This is a genomic window from Allobosea lupini (assembly GCF_900109525.1).
Lineage (GTDB): Bacteria > Pseudomonadota > Alphaproteobacteria > Rhizobiales > Beijerinckiaceae > Allobosea > Allobosea lupini.
On sequence record NZ_FOAN01000008.1, the window covers coordinates 168,844 to 186,170 of the forward strand.

Genomic DNA, 17,327 nt, shown 5'->3' on the forward strand with positions numbered 1-17,327 from the left:
CCGGCATCGACAGTATAACTCAGGGAACGGCGGGTCGTGATCGCTCGTTGCAGTCACCCTGCTGGCAACCAGGATAAAGGCAGCAGGAGGCATATCGGAAGGAGGCAGTTTGTTGCCCCGCCGAGTCGCGTCGGCGAGGTTCAATCGGCCTAGTCTTGCTCGCGCGGAGCCGAGCCATTTTTCGTTTTAGCTGCTGGCCCGCTTGCACCGTTCGAGCAGAAAGTGGCCCGTATTGTCAAAAACGGCAGTGGAATAGCGGCGGAACCCGAGCCCTTCAGCAAGACGAAGAGAGGGTTGATTTGCTTGATCAATTAGCGCTACAGCCCGGCGCCCTTCACTCGCTCGATCATAGCGCTTGAGCACGCATCCCATCGCCTCTGCAGCAAAACCTCGTCTTTGATGAGAGGCAGTAACGGCCCAAGAGGTTTCCGGGAAGCCGTCAAACTCGGGTCCAAAGCCCCGGCGTCGGAACTGAAAGCCGACTTCGCCGAGCATCTGGTCGTTCTCAGCATCGAGCAGGTAGTAAAGGCCCCAGTCAAAGGCAGCCCACATCCCCTCACGGGCGCAAAGACGCAGCCAGGCCTGATCTTCGGTTAGGTCGCGATGGCCCGGTTCATCACGCTGTCGCTCCATGGCGAACCATTGATTGAAGCGTCGGAGCGTTTGCGGCTCGAGCAATAGCCGCTCTGTCTGCAAAATTTGATGCGCGCGCATGAGGTCGAAGAGTACAACGACGCGGCGGACCTGTACCGCTCGATCTCGCTGACGCGCTGCGCCACCGCCGCGTCGCCGCGCTTTTACCTGCTGCCCCTTGCCTCGTCACCTTCACTGCCTTGGACGCCGTAGAGCATCGCATCGCAGCTTCTCCAGCTTCATGTCCGCGAGATAGGCGACCTTGCATGCGTGCTTCCACTCTTCCGACCAGGTCGAGATCTCGCGGTCGGCGAAGCTGCGCCGCTACTTCGGCGAAGCGGCGGACTGAGAGTATCACGGATTACCATTTTAAACTGGCCAACAGCGCGCTCACGGACATCCGCTTCCGCCATCTTGCCAGCCTTTCGTAATTGGGCAGCTTCGGCGAGCAACATATCAGCGACAATTTTTGCAGCCTCGTATGTTAACGCGGCACCATCGAGGTTCTCGCCCGAGATCGTTCTGCTCACGAGCAGAAGTGTACGCGTGAGCCCTGCCATGACGTGCTGTGCCAGACTAAGCAGGTCGACGAGCTTTTCATCATTCAATTCTGATAGTTCGTTGCGATCCATCTGAGCTCCTGCTCACTCGAGCGTCTTGCCGAGGGCATGGGCGACGGCGGCGGATCTCGGTCCCGCCTTGGTAACGGCCCTTGCTAGTTCATCCTTCGTGACACCGAACTGCTTGGTCCAGTAGCGGACCTCGTAGTCCTCGCTCATGTTGATGCGTCTGCGGTCCTGCGGCCGGCGATCGGTCTTGTCATCAGCGATGATCGTCTCTCCCGTGGTGACAGGGGCTGCAGCGCACCTGATAGCCTTCGATCGCCTCGGCGATGTCTGCGAGCTCGTGCTCTTCCTCGCTGTCGGTGGTGCAGCCCATCAGCTCTTCCGCCCGTACAGGGTGGCGGCCAGCTCAGCGTCGCTGGTGATGGTGATGCGCATGTCGGCTCAACGCCGGCGAGGTACACTCGTTCCGCTCAGTACTCCCGGCCGCCTTCGGCCCGCGCACGTACGAAGGCTGTATGCGTGAGATGGTGTTGCCAGCCTTCATCGCCGACGTGCTTGCGACAGCGCCCGAACGATGCGCGAAACGCCGCCATCGCCTGCTCCCGCGTGGCTTCGGAGCCGCCCTTGCCCGGCAGGCCGCTGCTGAAGCGGCCCGCATGCAGATGAACCTTCCCCAAACTGGAGGGTTATCGGTTCGTCCTTGAGGCAGCAATGACACCGACCCCAACGCCGTCTCACTCAACCTTCCAAAGCTTGTCCTCGTCCTCGGGGCACGGGAGATCTTTATAGGTTCGGCGTAGGATCAAATTGAGCGTCATAGCGCCCTGATCTGCTCTTCGAACTCCTCCGGGATTGCACCATGGCGGGCGGGGACGTCGAGTGAGCTGACCTTTCCGGTCTCATCATCAGCAGTGACATGGATCACGGCGACGCCTTCCGCAGTGCGGCCCAGGCGCTGGCCCTCATTCAGGGCGTGATGCTTCGTCTTCGCCGGCAGGCGCTGGCCGGGCACGAGCTCTTCCGATGCGCCTTAAACGGCGGGAGGAAGAACGTGTCGACGGTGGCCATGGCTTGACTCCCCGGTGGTGTTTGTTCTCATATTGTTCTCATATCGAGGATGCAAGCCATGTCGACCGCCGCCGCAGGCATCGTCCCGATTCTTCGCCAGCAACGCCGCCCCCGGCGACGCAAGCCGAGCAGGCCTATGCAGGCACGCGCCATCACGTTTGGCCCGCTGATGCTGCTGACCATGTTCACCAACCGCGTATGTGCCGGCTTCCCATCACCCGCGGACGACTACATTGATGCGCCGATCGATCTCTCGCGCGAGCTGATCAAAAATGCACCGGCGACTTTTATCATGACGGTGGTAGGCGACAGTGCTATCGATCTCGGCATCTTCGACGGCAGCATCATCACCGTTGATCGATCGCTCGCGCCTCGGGATGGCGACCCCGTAGTGGTCGATGTCAACGGCGAGCGCAGCGTGAAGGTCTTCAGGATCGAAGCTGGCCGCTCGTGCCTGGCCTTCGGCAACCATCGCTATCCGAAGTTCGATCCAGGCAGTGATCCGGAAATCGCGATTTTCGGCGTGATCACCAATGCCGTGAGGCGCTTTCGCAAATGACGGCCTCGTTCGCACTGATCGACGGCAACAGTTTCTATTGCTCGTGCGAGCGTGTCTTCGATCCGAAGCTTCGCCACCGGCCGGTCATCGTGCTTTCGAATAACGATGGCTGCGCGGTGTCTCGCACCGGCGAAGCCAAGGCTCTCGGCATCAAGATGGGCGCGCCGATGTTCAAGATCCGCGACCTGTGCAAGCGCGAGGGCGTCATCGTTTTCAGCTCAAACTACGCCCTCTATGGCGACATGAGCCGCCGTATGAACGCGGTCTATGAGCGGTTCGCTTCCGACATCGAGATTTATTCGATCGACGAAAGCTTCCTGGACCTGACCCCCGTGGCCCCAGAGCACAGGGAGGAGTTCGGTCACGATCTGCGCACGACCGTCTCCACCTGGACGGGGGTTCCAACCTGCGTCGGCATCGGTCCAACCAAGACGCTGGCGAAGCTCGCCAACAAGATCGCCAAGAGCACGCCGCAACTGCGCGGCGTGTGCGACCTGACCAGCGACGAGGCCCGGCGCGAATGGCTGCCGCTCGTCGCATTGGAGGATATCTGGGGCGTCGGGCGTGCCAGTCAGGCCAAGCTCTGGGCTTTTGGCTGCAAGACCGCTGCCGACGTGGCCGCGCTCGACCCAAGGCAGGCACGGCAGACGCTGACGGTTGTTGGCGAGCGCATCGTCCACGAGTTGCGCGGCCGACCCTGCATCGATCTGGAGGCCGTCACACCGACGCGAAAAGGCTGTGCCGTGACCCGATCTTTCGCCGGCCGCGTCGAGAGCCTGGAGATGATGCAGGAAGCCGTTGCTGCCCATGCGACACGGCTGGGCGAAAAGCTTCGGCACCACGGCCTGGCGACGGACCACGTCACGGTCTTCTTTCACACATCGCCGTTCGATAGCGGCCCGTCGCGCTCGGTCTCGACGACCGTCGATTTCCCGGAGGCCAGCAACGACACGCTGGTTCTGGTGCGAGCGGCCAAGTGGGGCGCACGACGCATCTGGAAGTCGGGATATCGCTACGCCAAGGCGGGGTTGATGACCGTCGACCTCGTGGCGCCAGCCTTGTCGCAGCGAGCGCTGATTGGCGCTCTCGATCGGGAGAAGAGCGGCAGGCTGATGGCAGCGCTGGACGCCTGCAATCAAAAGCATGGCCGCGGCGCGGTCGTTCCGGCAGCAGTCGGAATCGCACGGCAGCAAAACGCCTGGATCACGAAATTCGATATGCGCTCGCCCCGGTACACGACGCGGCTCAATGAGGTGCTGGTCGTGGGGAATGCGTGATGGCCTGAAACGTTGCCGAAGGAGGCAAGGATGACCGTATTCCAGCCCATACCAGCCGAAAAACAAGGTGTCTCAGTATCGGAGGCGATTGAGCGGGCGGCCAACAATCTCCGGGATGCGATCATGAGCGTCGCCGAGATTGGCCAACCGTACATCCTGACCACCGGGGAGATGATTGAGCTTGGTCTCTTGGATGAGGTCGAGGTGAACGGCTGGAGGATGTGCGCGGTGTCGAAGCGTCTTGAGGCCGAATTACAGCGTCATGGGTGCTATTGCAGCGGTCCCTATCTCGGCCATCCGGAAGTCGGCGCCGACGACTACTATCTGGTCGAGAGGAAAAAGGCCGCGTAGGCTTCGGCCCATGTGTAATCTCTACAGCCATACCCGGAACGTCGAGGCGATGCGCAGGCTGTTCGCACCGTTCAACGACGGCGGCCCGAACCTGGCCAACCTGCCGCCGCAGCCGGGCATCTTCCCCGACTACCAGGCGCCGATCATCCGCAATGAGGATGGCGAAGCGCGCCTGGCGCTGACGCGCTGGGGCATGCCGTCCTCGAAGAAGGCGCTGCTCGATGCCGCCACCAAGCGGGCCAATAAGCTGCGCTCCAAGAACAAGCCGGTCGACTTCGACAACTTGCTGCGCATGGAGCCAGACAGCGGAACAACCAATGTCCGCAACACCTCGAGCTCGCATTGGAAGCGCTGGCTCGACGTACCGAACAGGTGTCTCGTGCCGTTCACCAGCTTCAGCGAATTCAACCGTGACGCCGGCGGCGACATCTGGTTCGCCTTCGGCGAGGAGCGCCCGACGGCCTTCTTTGCCGGGATCTGGGCGCCCAAATGGAAGAGCGTGCGCAAGGTCAAGGAAGGCGAGGTCGACGCCGACCTGTTTGCCTTCCTCACCACCGACGCCAATGCCGAGATCAAGGCGATCCACCCCAAGGCGATGCCGGTGATCCTGACCACGCCGGAGGAGTGCGCCGCCTGGATGACGGCGCCATGGGAGCAGGCAAGGACGCTTCAGCGGCCTCTGCCCGACGGCTCGCTAACGATCGTCGCGCGCGGTGCGAAGAAGGACGGCCCGCCGGAAGTGCTCGCCGCTCCGGCCGAAAAGCCGACACATGCGACGCTGCTCTGATGGGCCACTGGGAACAGATCGGCGTCGAGAACCGGAAGAGCCGGGAACGGCAGGCAAAAATGGCCGCGCTGGCGGCGCGAGCTCTATCGCTTTGGGAACACGGCGACTATTGCAGCCGTTGGGATCGCCTCCCTGGCGCCAGGGCTTTGGCTGTTTGGCCTGCTCTGAGAGGTAATCGGGTTCGACCTCGTCGCTGCGCCATTCGCTAACCAAGGCGGATCATCTGGCCATCCGGCCGGAGCCGCAGCACGGCAATCGCAATCATAGTCTCGGACTGAGAGGACTATCGAGCTCATCCCTGGCTGGCCTCAATGAGCGCGAGGATAGCCGCCGATTTCCATTCATACGCTTGGCGGACACCGGCCTCCCATGCCCTGCCTTCCGGTGTGTCAGCCCGCGGGCGACGTATCCAGACCGGGATCAAGTCTTCGACGTCGCTGGCGTCGAGTGCCTCTTTCAGACCCTCCAGCCGGCCGGCAACACGAGCTTCGCTGACCAATCGCTTGCAATCGTTCGAGGTGACCGCTTCCGGCATATTCCACCCTCCCGAAGCTGGCGCTCCGACCTACTGACGCGGCGGCGCCACCTGTAGATCCGTAGGAGTCTTCGGCAAGTCCCGCTGATCGACCTGGCCTGACTGCCGTTCCCGCTGCATGTCAGCGTGATAGAGGTTGAAGCCGACGAATATCGCCGCGATCATGACGCCGATCGTGGCGACCGCCAATAGTGCGGCGATGCCGGCCTGTTTAGGCGGTGAAGGATCGTGGTCCATCAGGCTTGCTCCGATCAACAACGCCCCTGTCGGCAAACTGCGGAAGCTTCAAAAGGGGCCGCTTTCTTGCCGAGGCATTCTCAAGCCCTGCTCAGGCCGGCATCCGCCCATCGGGAGTGTATTTATCAACTGCGTCGGGCAGCCGCTGCGACAGCCTCTCCAGGATTTCCTCTCGGCTGAGCCCGGTCTGTGCAGCGAGGCGATTTAGAACGTCGGGGCCAATTGCCTGCTCCAGATCGCGCCCCTCGATTGGCTCGTTCGGGCCGGTACGGACCCACGAATCCGCAGCCTCGCCACGGCCAGCCTGCTTGAAGCGTTCGATCAGTTCCTGAATACCGTTGCCCAGCAGACCGCCGATCCCACCGGCCGATGCGGACTGCGCGCTTCCTGTAATCCTATCCAGGTCGGCTGGCGCATCCTGGGCGGGCGTTCCCCGCTGTGAGCCGCCGAACCATTCAGCGAGTTTGTCCCGGTTCTGATAACCCGCGACTGCAAGCAGCCCGAGCAAGGCCGTCATGGACGGAAAGCCACTATTTTCGTTGCTCATCTGTCTCTCCCTCGCTTTGTCCTATGCGTTGCGGCGACTCATCATCGACCACGCCATGAGCACCAAGATGGCTCCGATCACCGCGCCAACGAGGCCAGCCCCTTCACCCGGTCGATACCAACCCAGCGCTTGGCCGAGAAACGTGGCGACGAAGGCGCCGACGATGCCGAGCACGGTCGTGAGCACGAATCCAGCCGGCTCGTTAGATCCAGGCGATAGAAACTTGGCTATGACGCCAGCGACAAACCCGATGATGATCGTCCAGATGATGCCCATGGCTGCCCCTCATGATCTGGCCCGGGCGCAATGTGCGCTCGGAGCCATCCATGAACCGGAGCCGTGCGCAGAAAGTTCCGGTAGACAATCGATTCAGTGGAGACCGCGGGCAAGCAGCAAACGGGTGAAGTGCGCGGTTCTCGCCTCAGCCAGCACGCAAATCTTTGTCCGGCTGCAAGGACCAGCGAAGCACAACCGCATACACGACGAGATTGACCATCGTTCGTGAGAATTTTCGCAGGGCAGGCATGGTCGGCTCCAAAGCAACTCGCTCAGCCAGCGTTCGCAGCTTTCAACTGGATTGCCCTGTCGTCGGTTCCTGCTGGAGCGCTATGGGGTTGAGCGGCGAAGACCTCGGCTGGCGCGTCCGCGTCCAACGTCTCCAGATCGTCCGCCAGCACGCAGACGTGTTTTGTCAGCGTCGCCGCGATTTTCACGGGATCGAGTTGCCCAACAATCAGGACCGATTGAAGGTCTCCATTGTCGTGCCGTCTGCTGCCTCGACATCCATCCTCGCGGCGCCGACCGACGCGCCATCCGCTCCATCGGTAACGAAATGCCCACCGCTCGGCCGTTCCACGTCTCCGGATATTGCCCTCGATCCAGAGCGGGGGCGATAAATCCGTGTTCTGGAGGGTGAATGCAGCCTTCGCAGGCGTCCCTCGGTTATCTGTGGCCGCGCACAGCGATGGCCCACGCAGCGTAGGGCGTATTCTTGGCAAGATGGCGATTGTAGTCGGGGGCGCTGTCGGCCCACCAAACGGGTCCGCGTTCACCTAGCGCAATCTTGGCCGCGTTGACGGCGGCGCGAGCCTGCGCCAGATCCCCATTGCCGTGCTTGGCTTTCTTGACGGCGCGCCGCGCATCCATCAGCGCACCGACTAATGCATCCCGCTCCGGCCCTGCTATCGCCGGGTTGGTGGCGCGCCACAGGCGTCCTCCGACCAGGAAATAGCGGCCATCGGGCGTCACCGGATAATCGCGAGACGTCATGATTGCTCGGCAGATCCCCGGTCTCGCGTATGCTGCTCGGCACGCTTCTGGTGCGCGAGCCACGGTTCGCGCCTTACAGTCCAGAGCTCATAGGCAAGCACAAGGGCGCTTGGCGATCTCTCCAGCGTTCCGAGCTTGATCTCGATCTTGTCGGAGCCGTCGTGGGACACGCGGCGGCATCCAGCCCGGCTTTTCCAGCAGCCAAGTTCACCGGACAGCGTAGTGTTTTCTTTCGGCCAGATGCCAAAGAATGAGAAGGCCGAGCCCGACTCTTTGCGGCACGTTTCGCAATGGCAGATCCCGACACGAATAGGGTCGCCGTCGACTTCGTAGCGGACCTGTCCGCAACTGCAGCCACCAGATAGTTTCACTGATACGCCTTCGCGGAGTTGTTCGGCCCCTGGCGGCGAACAAACAGCGCGTGGCAGGAGTGGTTCCCGGCAATCGGGCTTTAGGCAACGCATGCCGCCTGCCTAGGACATCGTCACGCGAAAAACTGCACCATAGCTTTAGCGAGGGCTTCCGGTGCTTCCTCAGCCATGTGATGGCTGCTCGGGACCCCGTGACCGCGCCGGTCGGGTGCCCAGGGCTGCCAGACCTCCGAGACATCGCCATGCGCGAGGAAGGTCATTGCGTTCGAACCAGAGGCAGAGCAACGGACATTGCAAGGTCCGCCCTGCCGCGCGATCTGCCGCGTCGTGGGCACGGTCGACGGCTGGGCCCGCACGGTAATCCTCGATCATGGTGTGGACTGTTTCGGGATCGTGAATCGCCGCATGGAAATCGGCGAAATTCTCGGCGCCCATTGTTTCGGCCGTACCTCCGTACCACAGGATCGGCAAGGATGGCGCGTTCGGGTTTTTCGGGCTGGCAAAAAAAGAACCAATGCCACCAAAGGCGCGCAAAGGTTTCCGAGCAGCGCTCCAACGCTTCGATGATGGGTACGCCGTCCATCAATACCAGGCGTTCCACGGCACAAGGATGATCCATAGCAAGCCGAAAAGCGGTGTAAGAGCCGCGGTCATGGCCTGCCAGAAAGAAGCGCTCAAATCCCAGCTTGGCCATGAGCTCAACGCAGTCCTTGGCTTTGGCACGTTTCGAAGACTCGGCGTGATCGGCAGTGTCTTTTGGTTTTGAAGACTGACCAAACCCGCGCAGATCCGGGCACACGACTTGCAAGTGCTCTGCCAGTAAAGGCGATACGTGCCACCAAGTCGTATGCGTACGCGGATGCCCATGCAGCAAGAGTAGCGGTGGACGCTTGCCGCCATGCCGGACGCGTAAGACAGCCTCGGATACCTCAATGAAATCCAATGCGAACCCGTCGAACGTAGGGGGGCATCCCGGCATTACGGCAAACCGGTAACCCGCGCCTTGAGGGCGCGGGCTCGGCGTAGCGACGCAATTTGGCTCGAAACGTCTAAGGTGCGTCAAACTATCCCGTTCTAGCGTGATCCAAACAGCGCGCTGAGATCGATCTCCTCGTCGCGATGCTTGCCGCCTAAGACGGCTCCAAACCAAGCAGCTGCAGCACCTGCCAGCAGCGCCGCCGCAGTGAGGAAAGCGGTGATCACGCCCATCCGTCGAGCGCGTTCGGCAGCTTGCTTGGCCGTTTCCTTTGCCTGGTTGAGCTTCGCATAGGCGTCGTCGATCCGCTTCTCAGCGTCCTGCTGGGAAATATTTGCGCGTGCGGCGAGTCGGTTCGCGATGTATCCCCGGTCGGCTGGATCCAGCGCACCGCTGGCCAAGCTGCGGGTCAGGATCCGAGATGCCTCTTCGCGCTCTTCCGCTGAAACCGGCTGCGCACCATTGGACCGCATCACGGAGTCGAGTGCCGAAGCGAGCGGATCGGCTTGCTGGCTGACGAGAGCCGCAGCGCCCGTTGCCGCGGCGGTGGCCCCGGCAGCAGCAGTTTTCACCGCACCGTTGATCGCCGAGCTGGTGAGCATCGCAACCAACAAGGCACCCGCCGCCCAGACGACCAGGCCATGCGCGCCATCGCGCACATGACGTTCGTGAACTGAGGCATCAAGGGTTGGCCGACGCATACGCCCAGCCAGATAGCCCCCGGCAGCGCAGGCAGAGATCGTCACCCAAAGCGTCCAGAGTCCGGCTGCAATCGCCAGGGCAGTGAATCCGGAAGATCGGGACGTGTCGGCCGAAATCAGCGACAGACCGATGGCCGAACCGAACGCCGCCATGATGGTAGTGATTGCGGCTGCTATCACAGCGCCGCCAAAGATTGGGCTCCAGTCCAGATAAGAGGATTTGTCGCCGGTTCCCGGCGCGACGACGACTACGTCCGCTGTGTCCATTGCCATGACATCAACTCCTAACGGAGGCCGAGGAAGGACAGGATGGCCAGAACGACCACCACGAGGCCGACGATGTAGATGATGCCGTTCATTGGAGCTCTCCCGCAGGCGCGCCAAGATTGACCGCGCAGCAAGAAAACGAGCGCTCGTGCGGGATGTTCCGACATAGCCACTCCGCTTAAGGCCACACGGGGCCGATGCTATTCGCGAGCGCAAAGGCCAGAATGGAACACCGGTGCACGCTCATGGTTGGGTTGTCAGCACATCCACCCTCGAGGACCAAAATGCGTAGTACTTCCGAGATTGGCTTCGGCGGACGCGCCATTCACAATTCCGAGGACTGCTTGGCCGCTGAGGCCCGAATCGCCGAACTGGCGATCGCGCCAATAGGCTCGGACGAAGAGGCAGAAAGAGTGGGCCTGATCGATGCCGTCAATGCGTATCGGCTGAAGCAGGATTCTCCTGCGACAGCAGCCATGACCAATCCAATCACCTCGCTAGAGCAGTATGAGGCGGCGACGCAAAGAGTGACAGAGTTCTGCAGTTGCGCCAAAGGCACGCCGGCGGCAGACGAGCTTGAGCAACTGATTGTCGATATCCGCACTTGGGAAACCGAGCGTGAAAAGCAGCGTCCCCGATATCGGGTCGCGGCGCAGATCAGGGACGCTTAGGCTTGGATGAGTGGCGAACTGTGCGCCATTAGGCTTGCGGGGTGATCTGGCGCCGCGGCAAGCCCGACGCGCCGCTGCATCACTCCGACCAGAGCGGCCAATGCGCCAGCGAGGGGTTCAGAAGCTGATGGCCGACAACGGCATGACCTGCTCGATGAGCACTCCGGCAATGCCGTCATGGAGAGCGTCTTCTCCTCGCTGAAAACGGAACGGATCAGACCCAGGGTCTATCGCACACGCGACGATGCTCGTGGCAACCTGTTCGACTGCATCGAGCGGTTCTATCATGCCGTTCGCAGGCACTCGACCATCGGCTACATCAGCCCGGCCGAGTTCGAAAAGAAGGTCGGACTAGCCTACTAACCGTCCACGCAACCGGCAACAGGCCAATCCCCATTGGCGGTTGTTACGCTACTTGGGCATCCAGTATGGGATCGACCGGCAGCTCATAAGCTGGGTCGACCGGCAGGTGGCTGTAATCTGAATAGCCCTCGAACAGTGCCTGAAGTTCATGCTCCTCAATGAAGCGACGAATTTCCGTGGGTGAGATGTAGCCCTGCCGAAACCAAGGGAAACGCGCCGGGCTGAACACGTCGCGAATATAGGTGATGCACTTACGGACCTGCGGTTGGTCCATCACTTGGCGGTTGCAAACGAGCCAGACATCACGGGTCAACAGCCAATCCTCAGCCACGTGCACGAGACCGGTTGTGATCGTCTCACTATACGTGGGAAGCGCGGTCAAGCCTCCGCCGCGCTTCACGCCGATCAACTGCGCCGAGGCGGTGTTAGTGCCGAACCGCACGAACTCGTCCTTGGGCTTGGTATGCTCGTCTAGGCGCAAGGCATGGCTCCAGATTTGCGCGCCGGAAATCTCGAGCACGTTGAAATTGTCGATCTCTGCCTTGCTCATGGGCTTGCCGTTCTTGCGCACGTATTCCTGGCTGGCGAAAAGCACGACGTGCAGCCAACACAGGCGAACCACGACCAAGTCCGGATTGCTCGGGCGATCGAACTGAATGGAAAAATCCACCGCGAGATTGGCAACATCCTGCTGAGCGACCTCGCAGTTGAGGTAGACAGAGATGTCTTTCTCTTTCTCAACCAATTCGAGCAATCGTGGCACGATCCAGAACGAGCCAAGACCCTCAGTGCATCCGATCCGAACGCCGCGGCGCTGATCTTTCGCATTGGCTACTGAGGCAGCCAGACGGCGCGCGCCGTTGTACATGACCTCCGCCTGCTCGCGTAGCGCCGCGCCTTCGGGCGTTAGCACCAGACCGTTATGGGTCCGGACGAAAAGAGCGCGACCCAGAGTTTGTTCGAAGGCTTCGAACCGCATCCGCAGATGATGAACGCCTCGCTCAAGGATGCGCCCGGCCTCTCGGTAGCTGCGCACTTCGGCCAGTACGAGGAAGATCCGGACATCGTCCCAGTCCAGCGCTGCCATAGGAGCAAGCTTTGACTGTGTCATTTCTGAGTGCACCTGCGTCGTTTTCCGATGCAGCCGAACTTCTGGATCACTGGTAGTGTCTGAGTGTTCGTGAGAATTCCTCTCACTCAACTTGGGGGCGCGGGCCATGGGCATTCACACTGTGCCAGTTGGGAAGAAGATATCTGATCGAAAAGTCAGAAATCTTCTTGGATTAAACTCGGAGAAGTACGGCAGAGGGTTGATTTGCTATACTCCGACTGAAAAAATAATCAGCCATCTTCTGGATGGGGCGAACTCATATATTATGAAGCTGGCGCCTGTCGATGTCGTGATGAAGGTCTTTCGCTACAATCCAGAGACCATTGTTGCCTTCAATCGCGGCGCTTGGCGAGAGACACCCAGCAATGAATCGCTAGGCTTCTGGTGTCATCTGCCTCTCAACGCGGACGGTCATGACGCCCTGTTCGACGGCAGGCTCGATCGCAGCAACCCCGATCTGCGCTACATTTGCCGCCAGCACGAGCGGCCGGCGGCGATCTATCATTGGCTCGTTTATGCCGAGCCGAACATTCTCGGCGGCCTGTCGTTGGTGATGGATCGCTTTTCCTCGACGCGCCTGCGCGGCTTGCCGATGTACTGCATCGCGGCGACGCCGACCGCGTACAACCTGTTTCTCAAGTCGGGTTTCAAGCAGGGCGCGAGCTACAAGCACTGGGTCAACCCCAACATGATGACTTTGGTCCCGCCGGATCCCGCGGCGGGCCGGCCAATCTATGATAGCTACGTGCCTAGCCCGCCCGATCCGAAAAAGCTCGGCATCAAGGTCGCGCACACGGTTCACGAGCTGATGGTGGCTGCCTCGATCCGCGGCGCCGCCTATGTCGGCGAGAGGATGCTGCCGGTCTATGACGACATGGACGGCAACGACCTCTCGGCAACGCATCTGATCGGCTACGTCGGTGATGAACCGGCCGGCTGCATCCGTATCCGCTACTTCGCGGATTTCGTAAAGCTGGAGCGGCTCGCGCTGATCCCGCAACACCGCGGAGGTCTGGCGTTCAAGCTGGCCCGCGCCGCCATCGCCTTCGCACAGATGAAGGGGTACAGCCGGTTCTACGGCCAGGCCTCGCATCCTTACATCAAGCTCTGGAAGCATCTCGGCTTCACGCAGCGCTCCGGGGAAGGGCTGACTCACGTCACCGACGAGGTCTACTACGAGATCGACCTGGTGACCGATCAGCCGGCCGAGCATCTGACGCCGCACTCCGGCGGTCTCGTCCTCGTCCGGCGTGAAGGACAATGGGATCGGCCCGGCGCTTACGAAACCTGGGGAGAAGGTCAATGAAGGCGGCTGGCAGCGTTCTCCGCTTCGCCGACAGCTCGATTGCGGTTGATCAAGATCCGTCGCAACAAGAAGAGATCGAGGCCGTCGCGACGATGGTTGCGTATCTCATCCCGCAAGCAAGGGCGCTCAGCCCAGGGCTGGCCTTGCTCCTCAACCTCGCCTTGCACGAGCTGTCATTGCTACGTGCATTGAAGGATGGATCGGTGGTCCGGCTTCACGCCTGAGGACGTGGCTCCGGGGGAAGCTTCGGAGCCACACCTACAAGCTTGGCAAATCTTCCCCCATAGACTGTTACGTCAGGTTGCGCTTCATTGCGGCCTAGGGGGATGTCGAATGACGAGAAAAGATCCGAACCCGATCGATCGCCATGTCGGCAGCCGCGTCCGAATGCAACGCATGCTCGCCGGCGTCAGCCAAGAGAGGCTCGGCCATGCTTTAGGTGTCACCTTCCAGCAGGTGCAAAAATACGAAAAGGGCACCAACCGGATCAGCGCCAGCCGCCTGCAGCAGATCGCTAATCTCTTGGAGGTTGAGGTGTCGCTCTTTTTCCAGGGGGCTCCGTCCACGGCTTCCCTGGTTGGTGCCGCTCAGACTAGCGCATCGGAAGTCCTCGACTTCACCCTTACATCCGAAGGCGTGCAGCTCAACCGAGCCTTTGTGAAGATCAAGAGCGGCCAGGTTCGGCGGAAGTTGGTTGATCTTGCTGAAACGCTGGCTGCCGAGAGCGACGATGGCAACGGATAGACGCTTGGCGAATTGAAGGGGGCTTAGATCATGTTGCAGCTCTCGTTCGAGAGCATGCTTCGCGCGATCGATGCCGCGGTCTCTGCAGAGTTTGAAGAGAAGGGCGGGATTGATCACCGTGCTGTGTTGATCACGCCGGACGCTAATCAATCACCTGCTGAGCTGGGAGGGTGATAGCGGCAAAGCGCGTGCGCTTGCTTAACTCGGCGGGCAGATCAAGGTTGTGAGGCCTGAGCGATACGCCATTGTCGGCGAAGCCTGGATGGCTCCGTGGCCCGATCACGCGGCGTTGCTTCAAGCCAGCAAGTCCGACCGGCGTATCGAGGTAGTCTACATTTTCCTTGTAGATCGATCTGGGCAAAACTGTTTTGCGACGCGACCGATCGAAACTCCGCATTGGGAGCGTGATCCGAAGCCGCGTCTCGGCCCAATCACACTCAATCCTGGTATGGAAGGCGCTTTTGCCGACCTTTTCGGCAGACGAGGGGACACCAATAACGGATGATGACGGAAGGCACGCTGATGGCGTCTGCGGCGTTCACGGTGCGCTCGATGGCTCCGGGTATGGTGCCCCAGAGGCCGACGACAGCGTATCGGGAGGAGACGAAGGCGTAGCGTCGCGCCCCACGACCAAGTGAGCGATAGCTCAATCCGGTTATTTCAGCGACGGAGCCGACGCGTTCCCCGCCGCCAAGGTCGGTCGCTGGATGGACATCTCCTCTGCTGCAACTGCTCAACGGTTCATTGCTGGCGGCAGCCGCCTTACCGGAAATGGTGTCGGCAGCTGCTGGTGGCAGGCTGAGGATTTGTTTGGCGCGGACGGGAGGCCAGTGAAGAATCCGACTGCTACGCACTGGCGAAGGCGCTTGAGCTGACGTCCACCAGTCATGGCACTTCGAGGCCGATGACGCTCGATTGGACCTTGCCGCTCAGGTGACGCCTGCAGTGGCGTCGAACCGACGAACGATCCGGACGGCCATTTCGTCTATGCCGAGTTGGATATCCGCACGCCCGAACAGCGATGGAGGCGCGAAATCGCTATCCACGACGAAGAGCTTGCTGCGATTCATCGCCGCGAAGAGAGCAAGTTTATTGCAAATATTTGCTTCAGCGACGTCAATAAGCCCTCGAAAAATTTCTTCCTGGATAGATTCGTCGAACGAAAATGGAAGATCTAGAGCGTCGTATAGGTCAAGGAATGCGCCATATTCTCCGCCCCAGCTAATCGCGCGATCGAGCGCCTCGCGGCCACCCGCCGACAGCCGCGCAAGCGACGTGGCGGTTGTTCCCAGGTTGGATGAGTGGGCCACTATCGTGGTGAGCCCCGGAAGGGCCAAAAAAGCCAGGTCCCAACGTGTCAGGGGAGCGCCGCTCGGATGGTTGTGATGAACGGTCAGTTGCGAAGTAGAATCTAGCAGCGCTCTGTGAAGCTTCTGGCTTAGGCCAGTATTGGAGCGAGAGCCTTTGGTGCTCTCGATCAGATTGCCATCGCGATTGATCGCAACGAGAAACTCGACACCAAATTCTCGCCCGCTGGCCACGACAGAATCGCGTATTGCATCGAAGGTCAGCCGATGCGGTGGCGGCCACGGTTGAACGCTTGCGCAAAAGGGGGCTGGTGGACGTGCTTTTGAAGTTGCTCGTACGTTCGCCATGCAGCCCTCCTGGCGGCAAATTGGCGGCGGTTAGACGTGGCCGAAGCATCAAACTGCTGATTGCATTTATTATTATGGAATTCCCTATAGTTGTATATTCATAATCGTGCCGGAGAGCGTTTGGAGGGGGTATGGAGGCCAAATCGTTCAAGGAGTTTGCCTGGGAGTGCAAGGCCGCTCAGCGAGCCGTAATCCGCAAAGAGCGCGAGAGGATGGAGAAGGTCGCCGCTCTCTGGGCCGAGTATGTGCGAGCGCTGTCAGAGCTTGGTTTGCATCCGATGACCCACGACGGCATCCTGAAGCGGCAGGGCGAGCTCGACCGCATGACGGCTGAAATTGACGATCAGTTCGGAGACAACGAGACCATGCGAGCCTCCTACGAGGTGTATTTAAAGTCCTTCACGCATTCGTGATTCTCATACTGAATGCGCGTTGCAACTTACGAAAATTGTTATTGCAACTTATAGGCGATAAAGCGAACTTACTCAAGTTGCGTCACCCTGATGATTCGCATTCTCCTAAGCAACAGCTAAGCTCTCTGTGGGGGAAGCACCATGAACAAGGCTAATCATCGGGCATTTGCCCGATCAATGTCACTTGTGCCTGAGGATCCTGCAGTTGTAGCTGCAGTAAAATATCAAAAGATATATAAATCATACCTCGCAATAATGAAAGAAGATAAGGATATCATTGATAGCCCGAGGGTCGATCGAATGTTTAAGCGATGGTTGGCGGCTCTGGAGAGAGCAGTCAATACCGTTCCGACGACCTGGGCGGGTGTCGTTGCTCTGCTTGATATCTGCACTGACGACGGATCGATCGGCGAGAGCATTGAAGACCTCCAGGACGGCGTTAACTCAATCTCTGCCGGTGTTCGGCGCCTCTTGGCTACGGAGTTCAAGGCGGTCTGATCTGCACCACAGGCCAGCCTGAACCGAGGGGCGACGGTTATCGCCTCAAGCCCCGCTGGTGCCGCCTCTTCCAGTTGCGCATCAGCGGGGCAATTATGTGCCATAAACTCTTCAAGAACGACCCATGACCGAAGCTCGCCCCTTCCACGTGCTTGTCGAAGTCGACCGGGCCAGATTTCAGGCTCGCTTATCTGACGTCGAGGCTTGGCTCTCGGATTGGCAGATCGACGCGGAGATTGGCTCAGTGCTCGGCGACATCGGTCAGCTCAGGGTGAGGTTCGCTGACGAGCGCGCTGCTCATGCCTTCCAGCGGTGTCACGGCGGCCGAGCTATTCCAGCAGAGGAGATCGAGACCGCGAAGTTCGCCGATGCTATCGACGAGGACTTGTACGAGCGCCTTGCGCGCGAATACCCTGACTAGA

General features: G+C 60.4%; 26 protein-coding genes and 2 pseudogenes. 13 read left to right on the plus strand and 15 right to left on the minus strand.

Translation table 11 applies throughout. The features are described 5' to 3' along the window. Positions 1-186: 186 nt before the first annotated feature. The 5 genes from BMZ21_RS22675 to BMZ21_RS22690 all read right to left on the minus strand — a co-directional run bounded on the left by BMZ21_RS22675 (position 187) and on the right by BMZ21_RS22690 (position 2,211). Entirely contained in the window at positions 187-678 is a 492-nt protein-coding gene (locus BMZ21_RS22675; protein ID WP_208862350.1) for a GNAT family N-acetyltransferase, read from the minus strand. 194 nt (positions 679-872) lie between these two features. Continuing rightward, entirely contained in the window at positions 873-1,265 is a 393-nt protein-coding gene (locus BMZ21_RS30010) for a hypothetical protein (protein ID WP_143079765.1), read from the minus strand. Between the two features lie 12 nt (positions 1,266-1,277). After that, positions 1,278-1,505, minus strand: coding sequence for a DUF3606 domain-containing protein (locus BMZ21_RS22680; RefSeq protein ID WP_342029050.1), 228 nt, complete (start codon positions 1,503-1,505; stop codon positions 1,278-1,280). Between the two features lie 164 nt (positions 1,506-1,669). Next, positions 1,670-1,876: a hypothetical protein gene (locus BMZ21_RS30450; RefSeq protein WP_091840010.1), complete on the minus strand. Its 207-nt coding sequence runs from the start codon at positions 1,874-1,876 to the stop codon at positions 1,670-1,672. A gap of 137 nt (positions 1,877-2,013) precedes the next feature. Further along, complete coding sequence (locus BMZ21_RS22690) at positions 2,014-2,211, minus strand: hypothetical protein (protein ID WP_091840013.1); 198 nt, start codon at positions 2,209-2,211, stop codon at positions 2,014-2,016. A 114-nt stretch (positions 2,212-2,325) separates the two neighbouring features. Between BMZ21_RS22690 and BMZ21_RS22695 the strand changes: the two genes are divergently transcribed. Genes BMZ21_RS22695 through BMZ21_RS22710 form a run of 4 tightly spaced genes read left to right on the plus strand, consistent with a single transcriptional unit; the run spans position 2,326 to position 5,241 of the window. Next, on the plus strand, positions 2,326-2,826 hold the full coding sequence (locus BMZ21_RS22695) for a LexA family protein (RefSeq protein WP_244543969.1): 501 nt from the start codon (positions 2,326-2,328) through the stop codon (positions 2,824-2,826). Then, positions 2,823-4,103 carry a Y-family DNA polymerase gene (locus BMZ21_RS22700; RefSeq protein ID WP_091840017.1) on the plus strand — a complete coding sequence of 427 codons (1,281 nt, stop codon included), beginning with the start codon at positions 2,823-2,825 and terminating at the stop codon, positions 4,101-4,103. Before BMZ21_RS22695 ends, BMZ21_RS22700 begins: the two co-directional genes overlap by 4 nt. Positions 4,104-4,133: 30 nt before the next feature. Then, positions 4,134-4,454, plus strand: coding sequence for a hypothetical protein (locus BMZ21_RS22705; protein ID WP_091840019.1), 321 nt, complete (start codon positions 4,134-4,136; stop codon positions 4,452-4,454). A 10-nt stretch (positions 4,455-4,464) separates the two neighbouring features. After that, positions 4,465-5,241 carry an SOS response-associated peptidase gene (locus tag BMZ21_RS22710; protein WP_091840021.1) on the plus strand — a complete coding sequence of 259 codons (777 nt, stop codon included), beginning with the start codon at positions 4,465-4,467 and terminating at the stop codon, positions 5,239-5,241. A 292-nt stretch (positions 5,242-5,533) separates the two neighbouring features. On the opposite strand, the gene BMZ21_RS22715 is transcribed toward BMZ21_RS22710, so the two are convergent. From BMZ21_RS22715 to BMZ21_RS30015, 8 genes and pseudogenes are all read right to left on the minus strand, one after another. Then, positions 5,534-5,776 (minus strand): hypothetical protein, encoded by a 243-nt coding sequence (locus BMZ21_RS22715; protein ID WP_091840022.1) that lies wholly within the window; start codon positions 5,774-5,776, stop codon positions 5,534-5,536. A gap of 30 nt (positions 5,777-5,806) precedes the next feature. Continuing rightward, positions 5,807-6,013: a hypothetical protein gene (locus BMZ21_RS22720; RefSeq protein WP_091840024.1), complete on the minus strand. Its 207-nt coding sequence runs from the start codon at positions 6,011-6,013 to the stop codon at positions 5,807-5,809. A gap of 91 nt (positions 6,014-6,104) precedes the next feature. Continuing rightward, positions 6,105-6,560, minus strand: coding sequence for a YidB family protein (locus tag BMZ21_RS22725; protein WP_091840027.1), 456 nt, complete (start codon positions 6,558-6,560; stop codon positions 6,105-6,107). Positions 6,561-6,581: 21 nt separating this feature from the next. Continuing rightward, positions 6,582-6,836 carry a GlsB/YeaQ/YmgE family stress response membrane protein gene (locus tag BMZ21_RS22730; protein WP_091840030.1) on the minus strand — a complete coding sequence of 85 codons (255 nt, stop codon included), beginning with the start codon at positions 6,834-6,836 and terminating at the stop codon, positions 6,582-6,584. A gap of 666 nt (positions 6,837-7,502) precedes the next feature. Beyond that, entirely contained in the window at positions 7,503-7,829 is a 327-nt protein-coding gene (locus BMZ21_RS22735; protein ID WP_091840032.1) for a hypothetical protein, read from the minus strand. Beyond that, the gene (locus BMZ21_RS22740; RefSeq protein ID WP_091840034.1) at positions 7,826-8,200 is read right to left on the minus strand and encodes a GFA family protein; all 375 of its coding nucleotides are present in this window, start codon (positions 8,198-8,200) and stop codon (positions 7,826-7,828) included. The genes BMZ21_RS22735 and BMZ21_RS22740 overlap by 4 nt, the downstream gene beginning before the upstream one ends. A gap of 113 nt (positions 8,201-8,313) precedes the next feature. Beyond that, positions 8,314-9,179, minus strand: a pseudogene (locus tag BMZ21_RS22745) (alpha/beta fold hydrolase). A 95-nt stretch (positions 9,180-9,274) separates the two neighbouring features. Beyond that, positions 9,275-10,150 carry a hypothetical protein gene (locus BMZ21_RS30015; protein ID WP_143079766.1) on the minus strand — a complete coding sequence of 292 codons (876 nt, stop codon included), beginning with the start codon at positions 10,148-10,150 and terminating at the stop codon, positions 9,275-9,277. 278 nt (positions 10,151-10,428) lie between these two features. Here BMZ21_RS30015 and BMZ21_RS22755 point away from each other — a divergent pair, with 278 nt between their 5' ends. Together BMZ21_RS22755 and BMZ21_RS30865 are read left to right on the plus strand one after the other, a co-directional pair. Beyond that, positions 10,429-10,815 (plus strand): hypothetical protein, encoded by a 387-nt coding sequence (locus tag BMZ21_RS22755; protein WP_091840038.1) that lies wholly within the window; start codon positions 10,429-10,431, stop codon positions 10,813-10,815. A gap of 44 nt (positions 10,816-10,859) precedes the next feature. After that, a pseudogene (locus BMZ21_RS30865) lies at positions 10,860-11,178 on the plus strand (IS3 family transposase); the annotation flags it as partial. 43 nt (positions 11,179-11,221) lie between these two features. On the opposite strand, the gene BMZ21_RS22765 reads toward BMZ21_RS30865, so the two are convergent. After that, positions 11,222-12,265 carry a LysR family transcriptional regulator gene (locus BMZ21_RS22765; RefSeq protein WP_167561718.1) on the minus strand — a complete coding sequence of 348 codons (1,044 nt, stop codon included), beginning with the start codon at positions 12,263-12,265 and terminating at the stop codon, positions 11,222-11,224. 130 nt (positions 12,266-12,395) lie between these two features. Here BMZ21_RS22765 and BMZ21_RS22770 point away from each other — a divergent pair, with 130 nt between their 5' ends. The 4 genes from BMZ21_RS22770 (at position 12,396) to BMZ21_RS30455 (ending at position 14,513) form a co-directional block, all read left to right on the plus strand. After that, positions 12,396-13,595 (plus strand): GNAT family N-acetyltransferase, encoded by a 1,200-nt coding sequence (locus BMZ21_RS22770; RefSeq protein WP_143079767.1) that lies wholly within the window; start codon positions 12,396-12,398, stop codon positions 13,593-13,595. Beyond that, on the plus strand, positions 13,592-13,819 hold the full coding sequence (locus BMZ21_RS22775) for a hypothetical protein (RefSeq protein ID WP_091840049.1): 228 nt from the start codon (positions 13,592-13,594) through the stop codon (positions 13,817-13,819). Before BMZ21_RS22770 ends, BMZ21_RS22775 begins: the two co-directional genes overlap by 4 nt. A 109-nt stretch (positions 13,820-13,928) precedes the next feature. Then, positions 13,929-14,339 carry a helix-turn-helix domain-containing protein gene (locus tag BMZ21_RS22780; protein WP_091840052.1) on the plus strand — a complete coding sequence of 137 codons (411 nt, stop codon included), beginning with the start codon at positions 13,929-13,931 and terminating at the stop codon, positions 14,337-14,339. A 30-nt stretch (positions 14,340-14,369) separates the two neighbouring features. Then, the gene (locus BMZ21_RS30455; protein WP_167561719.1) at positions 14,370-14,513 is read left to right on the plus strand and encodes a hypothetical protein; all 144 of its coding nucleotides are present in this window, start codon (positions 14,370-14,372) and stop codon (positions 14,511-14,513) included. Between the two features lie 755 nt (positions 14,514-15,268). On the opposite strand, the gene BMZ21_RS30020 is transcribed toward BMZ21_RS30455, so the two are convergent. Then, positions 15,269-15,994 carry a hypothetical protein gene (locus tag BMZ21_RS30020; RefSeq protein ID WP_143079768.1) on the minus strand — a complete coding sequence of 242 codons (726 nt, stop codon included), beginning with the start codon at positions 15,992-15,994 and terminating at the stop codon, positions 15,269-15,271. Between the two features lie 131 nt (positions 15,995-16,125). Between BMZ21_RS30020 and BMZ21_RS22790 the strand changes: the two genes are divergently transcribed. The 3 genes from BMZ21_RS22790 to BMZ21_RS22800 all read left to right on the plus strand — a co-directional run bounded on the left by BMZ21_RS22790 (position 16,126) and on the right by BMZ21_RS22800 (position 17,326). Continuing rightward, on the plus strand, positions 16,126-16,407 hold the full coding sequence (locus BMZ21_RS22790) for a hypothetical protein (protein WP_091840057.1): 282 nt from the start codon (positions 16,126-16,128) through the stop codon (positions 16,405-16,407). A gap of 141 nt (positions 16,408-16,548) precedes the next feature. Then, entirely contained in the window at positions 16,549-16,905 is a 357-nt protein-coding gene (locus BMZ21_RS30025) for a hypothetical protein (RefSeq protein ID WP_143079769.1), read from the plus strand. A gap of 124 nt (positions 16,906-17,029) precedes the next feature. Continuing rightward, positions 17,030-17,326, plus strand: coding sequence for a hypothetical protein (locus tag BMZ21_RS22800; protein ID WP_091840061.1), 297 nt, complete (start codon positions 17,030-17,032; stop codon positions 17,324-17,326). Position 17,327: the final 1 nt, after the last annotated feature.

Coding starts and splice junctions, on each gene's coding strand:
- BMZ21_RS22710 (WP_091840021.1), top strand. CDS start 4,465: ATGTGTAATCTCTACAGCCATACCCGGAACGTCGAGGCGATGCGCAGG.
- BMZ21_RS22770 (WP_143079767.1), top strand. CDS start 12,396: ATGGGCATTCACACTGTGCCAGTTGGGAAGAAGATATCTGATCGAAAA.
- BMZ21_RS22780 (WP_091840052.1), top strand. CDS start 13,929: ATGACGAGAAAAGATCCGAACCCGATCGATCGCCATGTCGGCAGCCGC.
- BMZ21_RS22765 (WP_167561718.1), bottom strand. CDS start 12,265: ATGGCAGCGCTGGACTGGGACGATGTCCGGATCTTCCTCGTACTGGCC.
- BMZ21_RS22800 (WP_091840061.1), top strand. CDS start 17,030: ATGACCGAAGCTCGCCCCTTCCACGTGCTTGTCGAAGTCGACCGGGCC.
- BMZ21_RS30010 (WP_143079765.1), bottom strand. CDS start 1,265: ATGGATCGCAACGAACTATCAGAATTGAATGATGAAAAGCTCGTCGAC.
- BMZ21_RS22695 (WP_244543969.1), top strand. CDS start 2,326: ATGTCGACCGCCGCCGCAGGCATCGTCCCGATTCTTCGCCAGCAACGC.
- BMZ21_RS30025 (WP_143079769.1), top strand. CDS start 16,549: ATGAACAAGGCTAATCATCGGGCATTTGCCCGATCAATGTCACTTGTG.
- BMZ21_RS22700 (WP_091840017.1), top strand. CDS start 2,823: ATGACGGCCTCGTTCGCACTGATCGACGGCAACAGTTTCTATTGCTCG.
- BMZ21_RS22715 (WP_091840022.1), bottom strand. CDS start 5,776: ATGCCGGAAGCGGTCACCTCGAACGATTGCAAGCGATTGGTCAGCGAA.
- BMZ21_RS30015 (WP_143079766.1), bottom strand. CDS start 10,150: ATGGCAATGGACACAGCGGACGTAGTCGTCGTCGCGCCGGGAACCGGC.
- BMZ21_RS30020 (WP_143079768.1), bottom strand. CDS start 15,994: ATGGCGAACGTACGAGCAACTTCAAAAGCACGTCCACCAGCCCCCTTT.
- BMZ21_RS22755 (WP_091840038.1), top strand. CDS start 10,429: ATGCGTAGTACTTCCGAGATTGGCTTCGGCGGACGCGCCATTCACAAT.
- BMZ21_RS22705 (WP_091840019.1), top strand. CDS start 4,134: ATGACCGTATTCCAGCCCATACCAGCCGAAAAACAAGGTGTCTCAGTA.
- BMZ21_RS22735 (WP_091840032.1), bottom strand. CDS start 7,829: ATGACGTCTCGCGATTATCCGGTGACGCCCGATGGCCGCTATTTCCTG.
- BMZ21_RS30455 (WP_167561719.1), top strand. CDS start 14,370: ATGTTGCAGCTCTCGTTCGAGAGCATGCTTCGCGCGATCGATGCCGCG.
- BMZ21_RS22790 (WP_091840057.1), top strand. CDS start 16,126: ATGGAGGCCAAATCGTTCAAGGAGTTTGCCTGGGAGTGCAAGGCCGCT.
- BMZ21_RS22730 (WP_091840030.1), bottom strand. CDS start 6,836: ATGGGCATCATCTGGACGATCATCATCGGGTTTGTCGCTGGCGTCATA.
- BMZ21_RS22725 (WP_091840027.1), bottom strand. CDS start 6,560: ATGAGCAACGAAAATAGTGGCTTTCCGTCCATGACGGCCTTGCTCGGG.
- BMZ21_RS22720 (WP_091840024.1), bottom strand. CDS start 6,013: ATGGACCACGATCCTTCACCGCCTAAACAGGCCGGCATCGCCGCACTA.
- BMZ21_RS22775 (WP_091840049.1), top strand. CDS start 13,592: ATGAAGGCGGCTGGCAGCGTTCTCCGCTTCGCCGACAGCTCGATTGCG.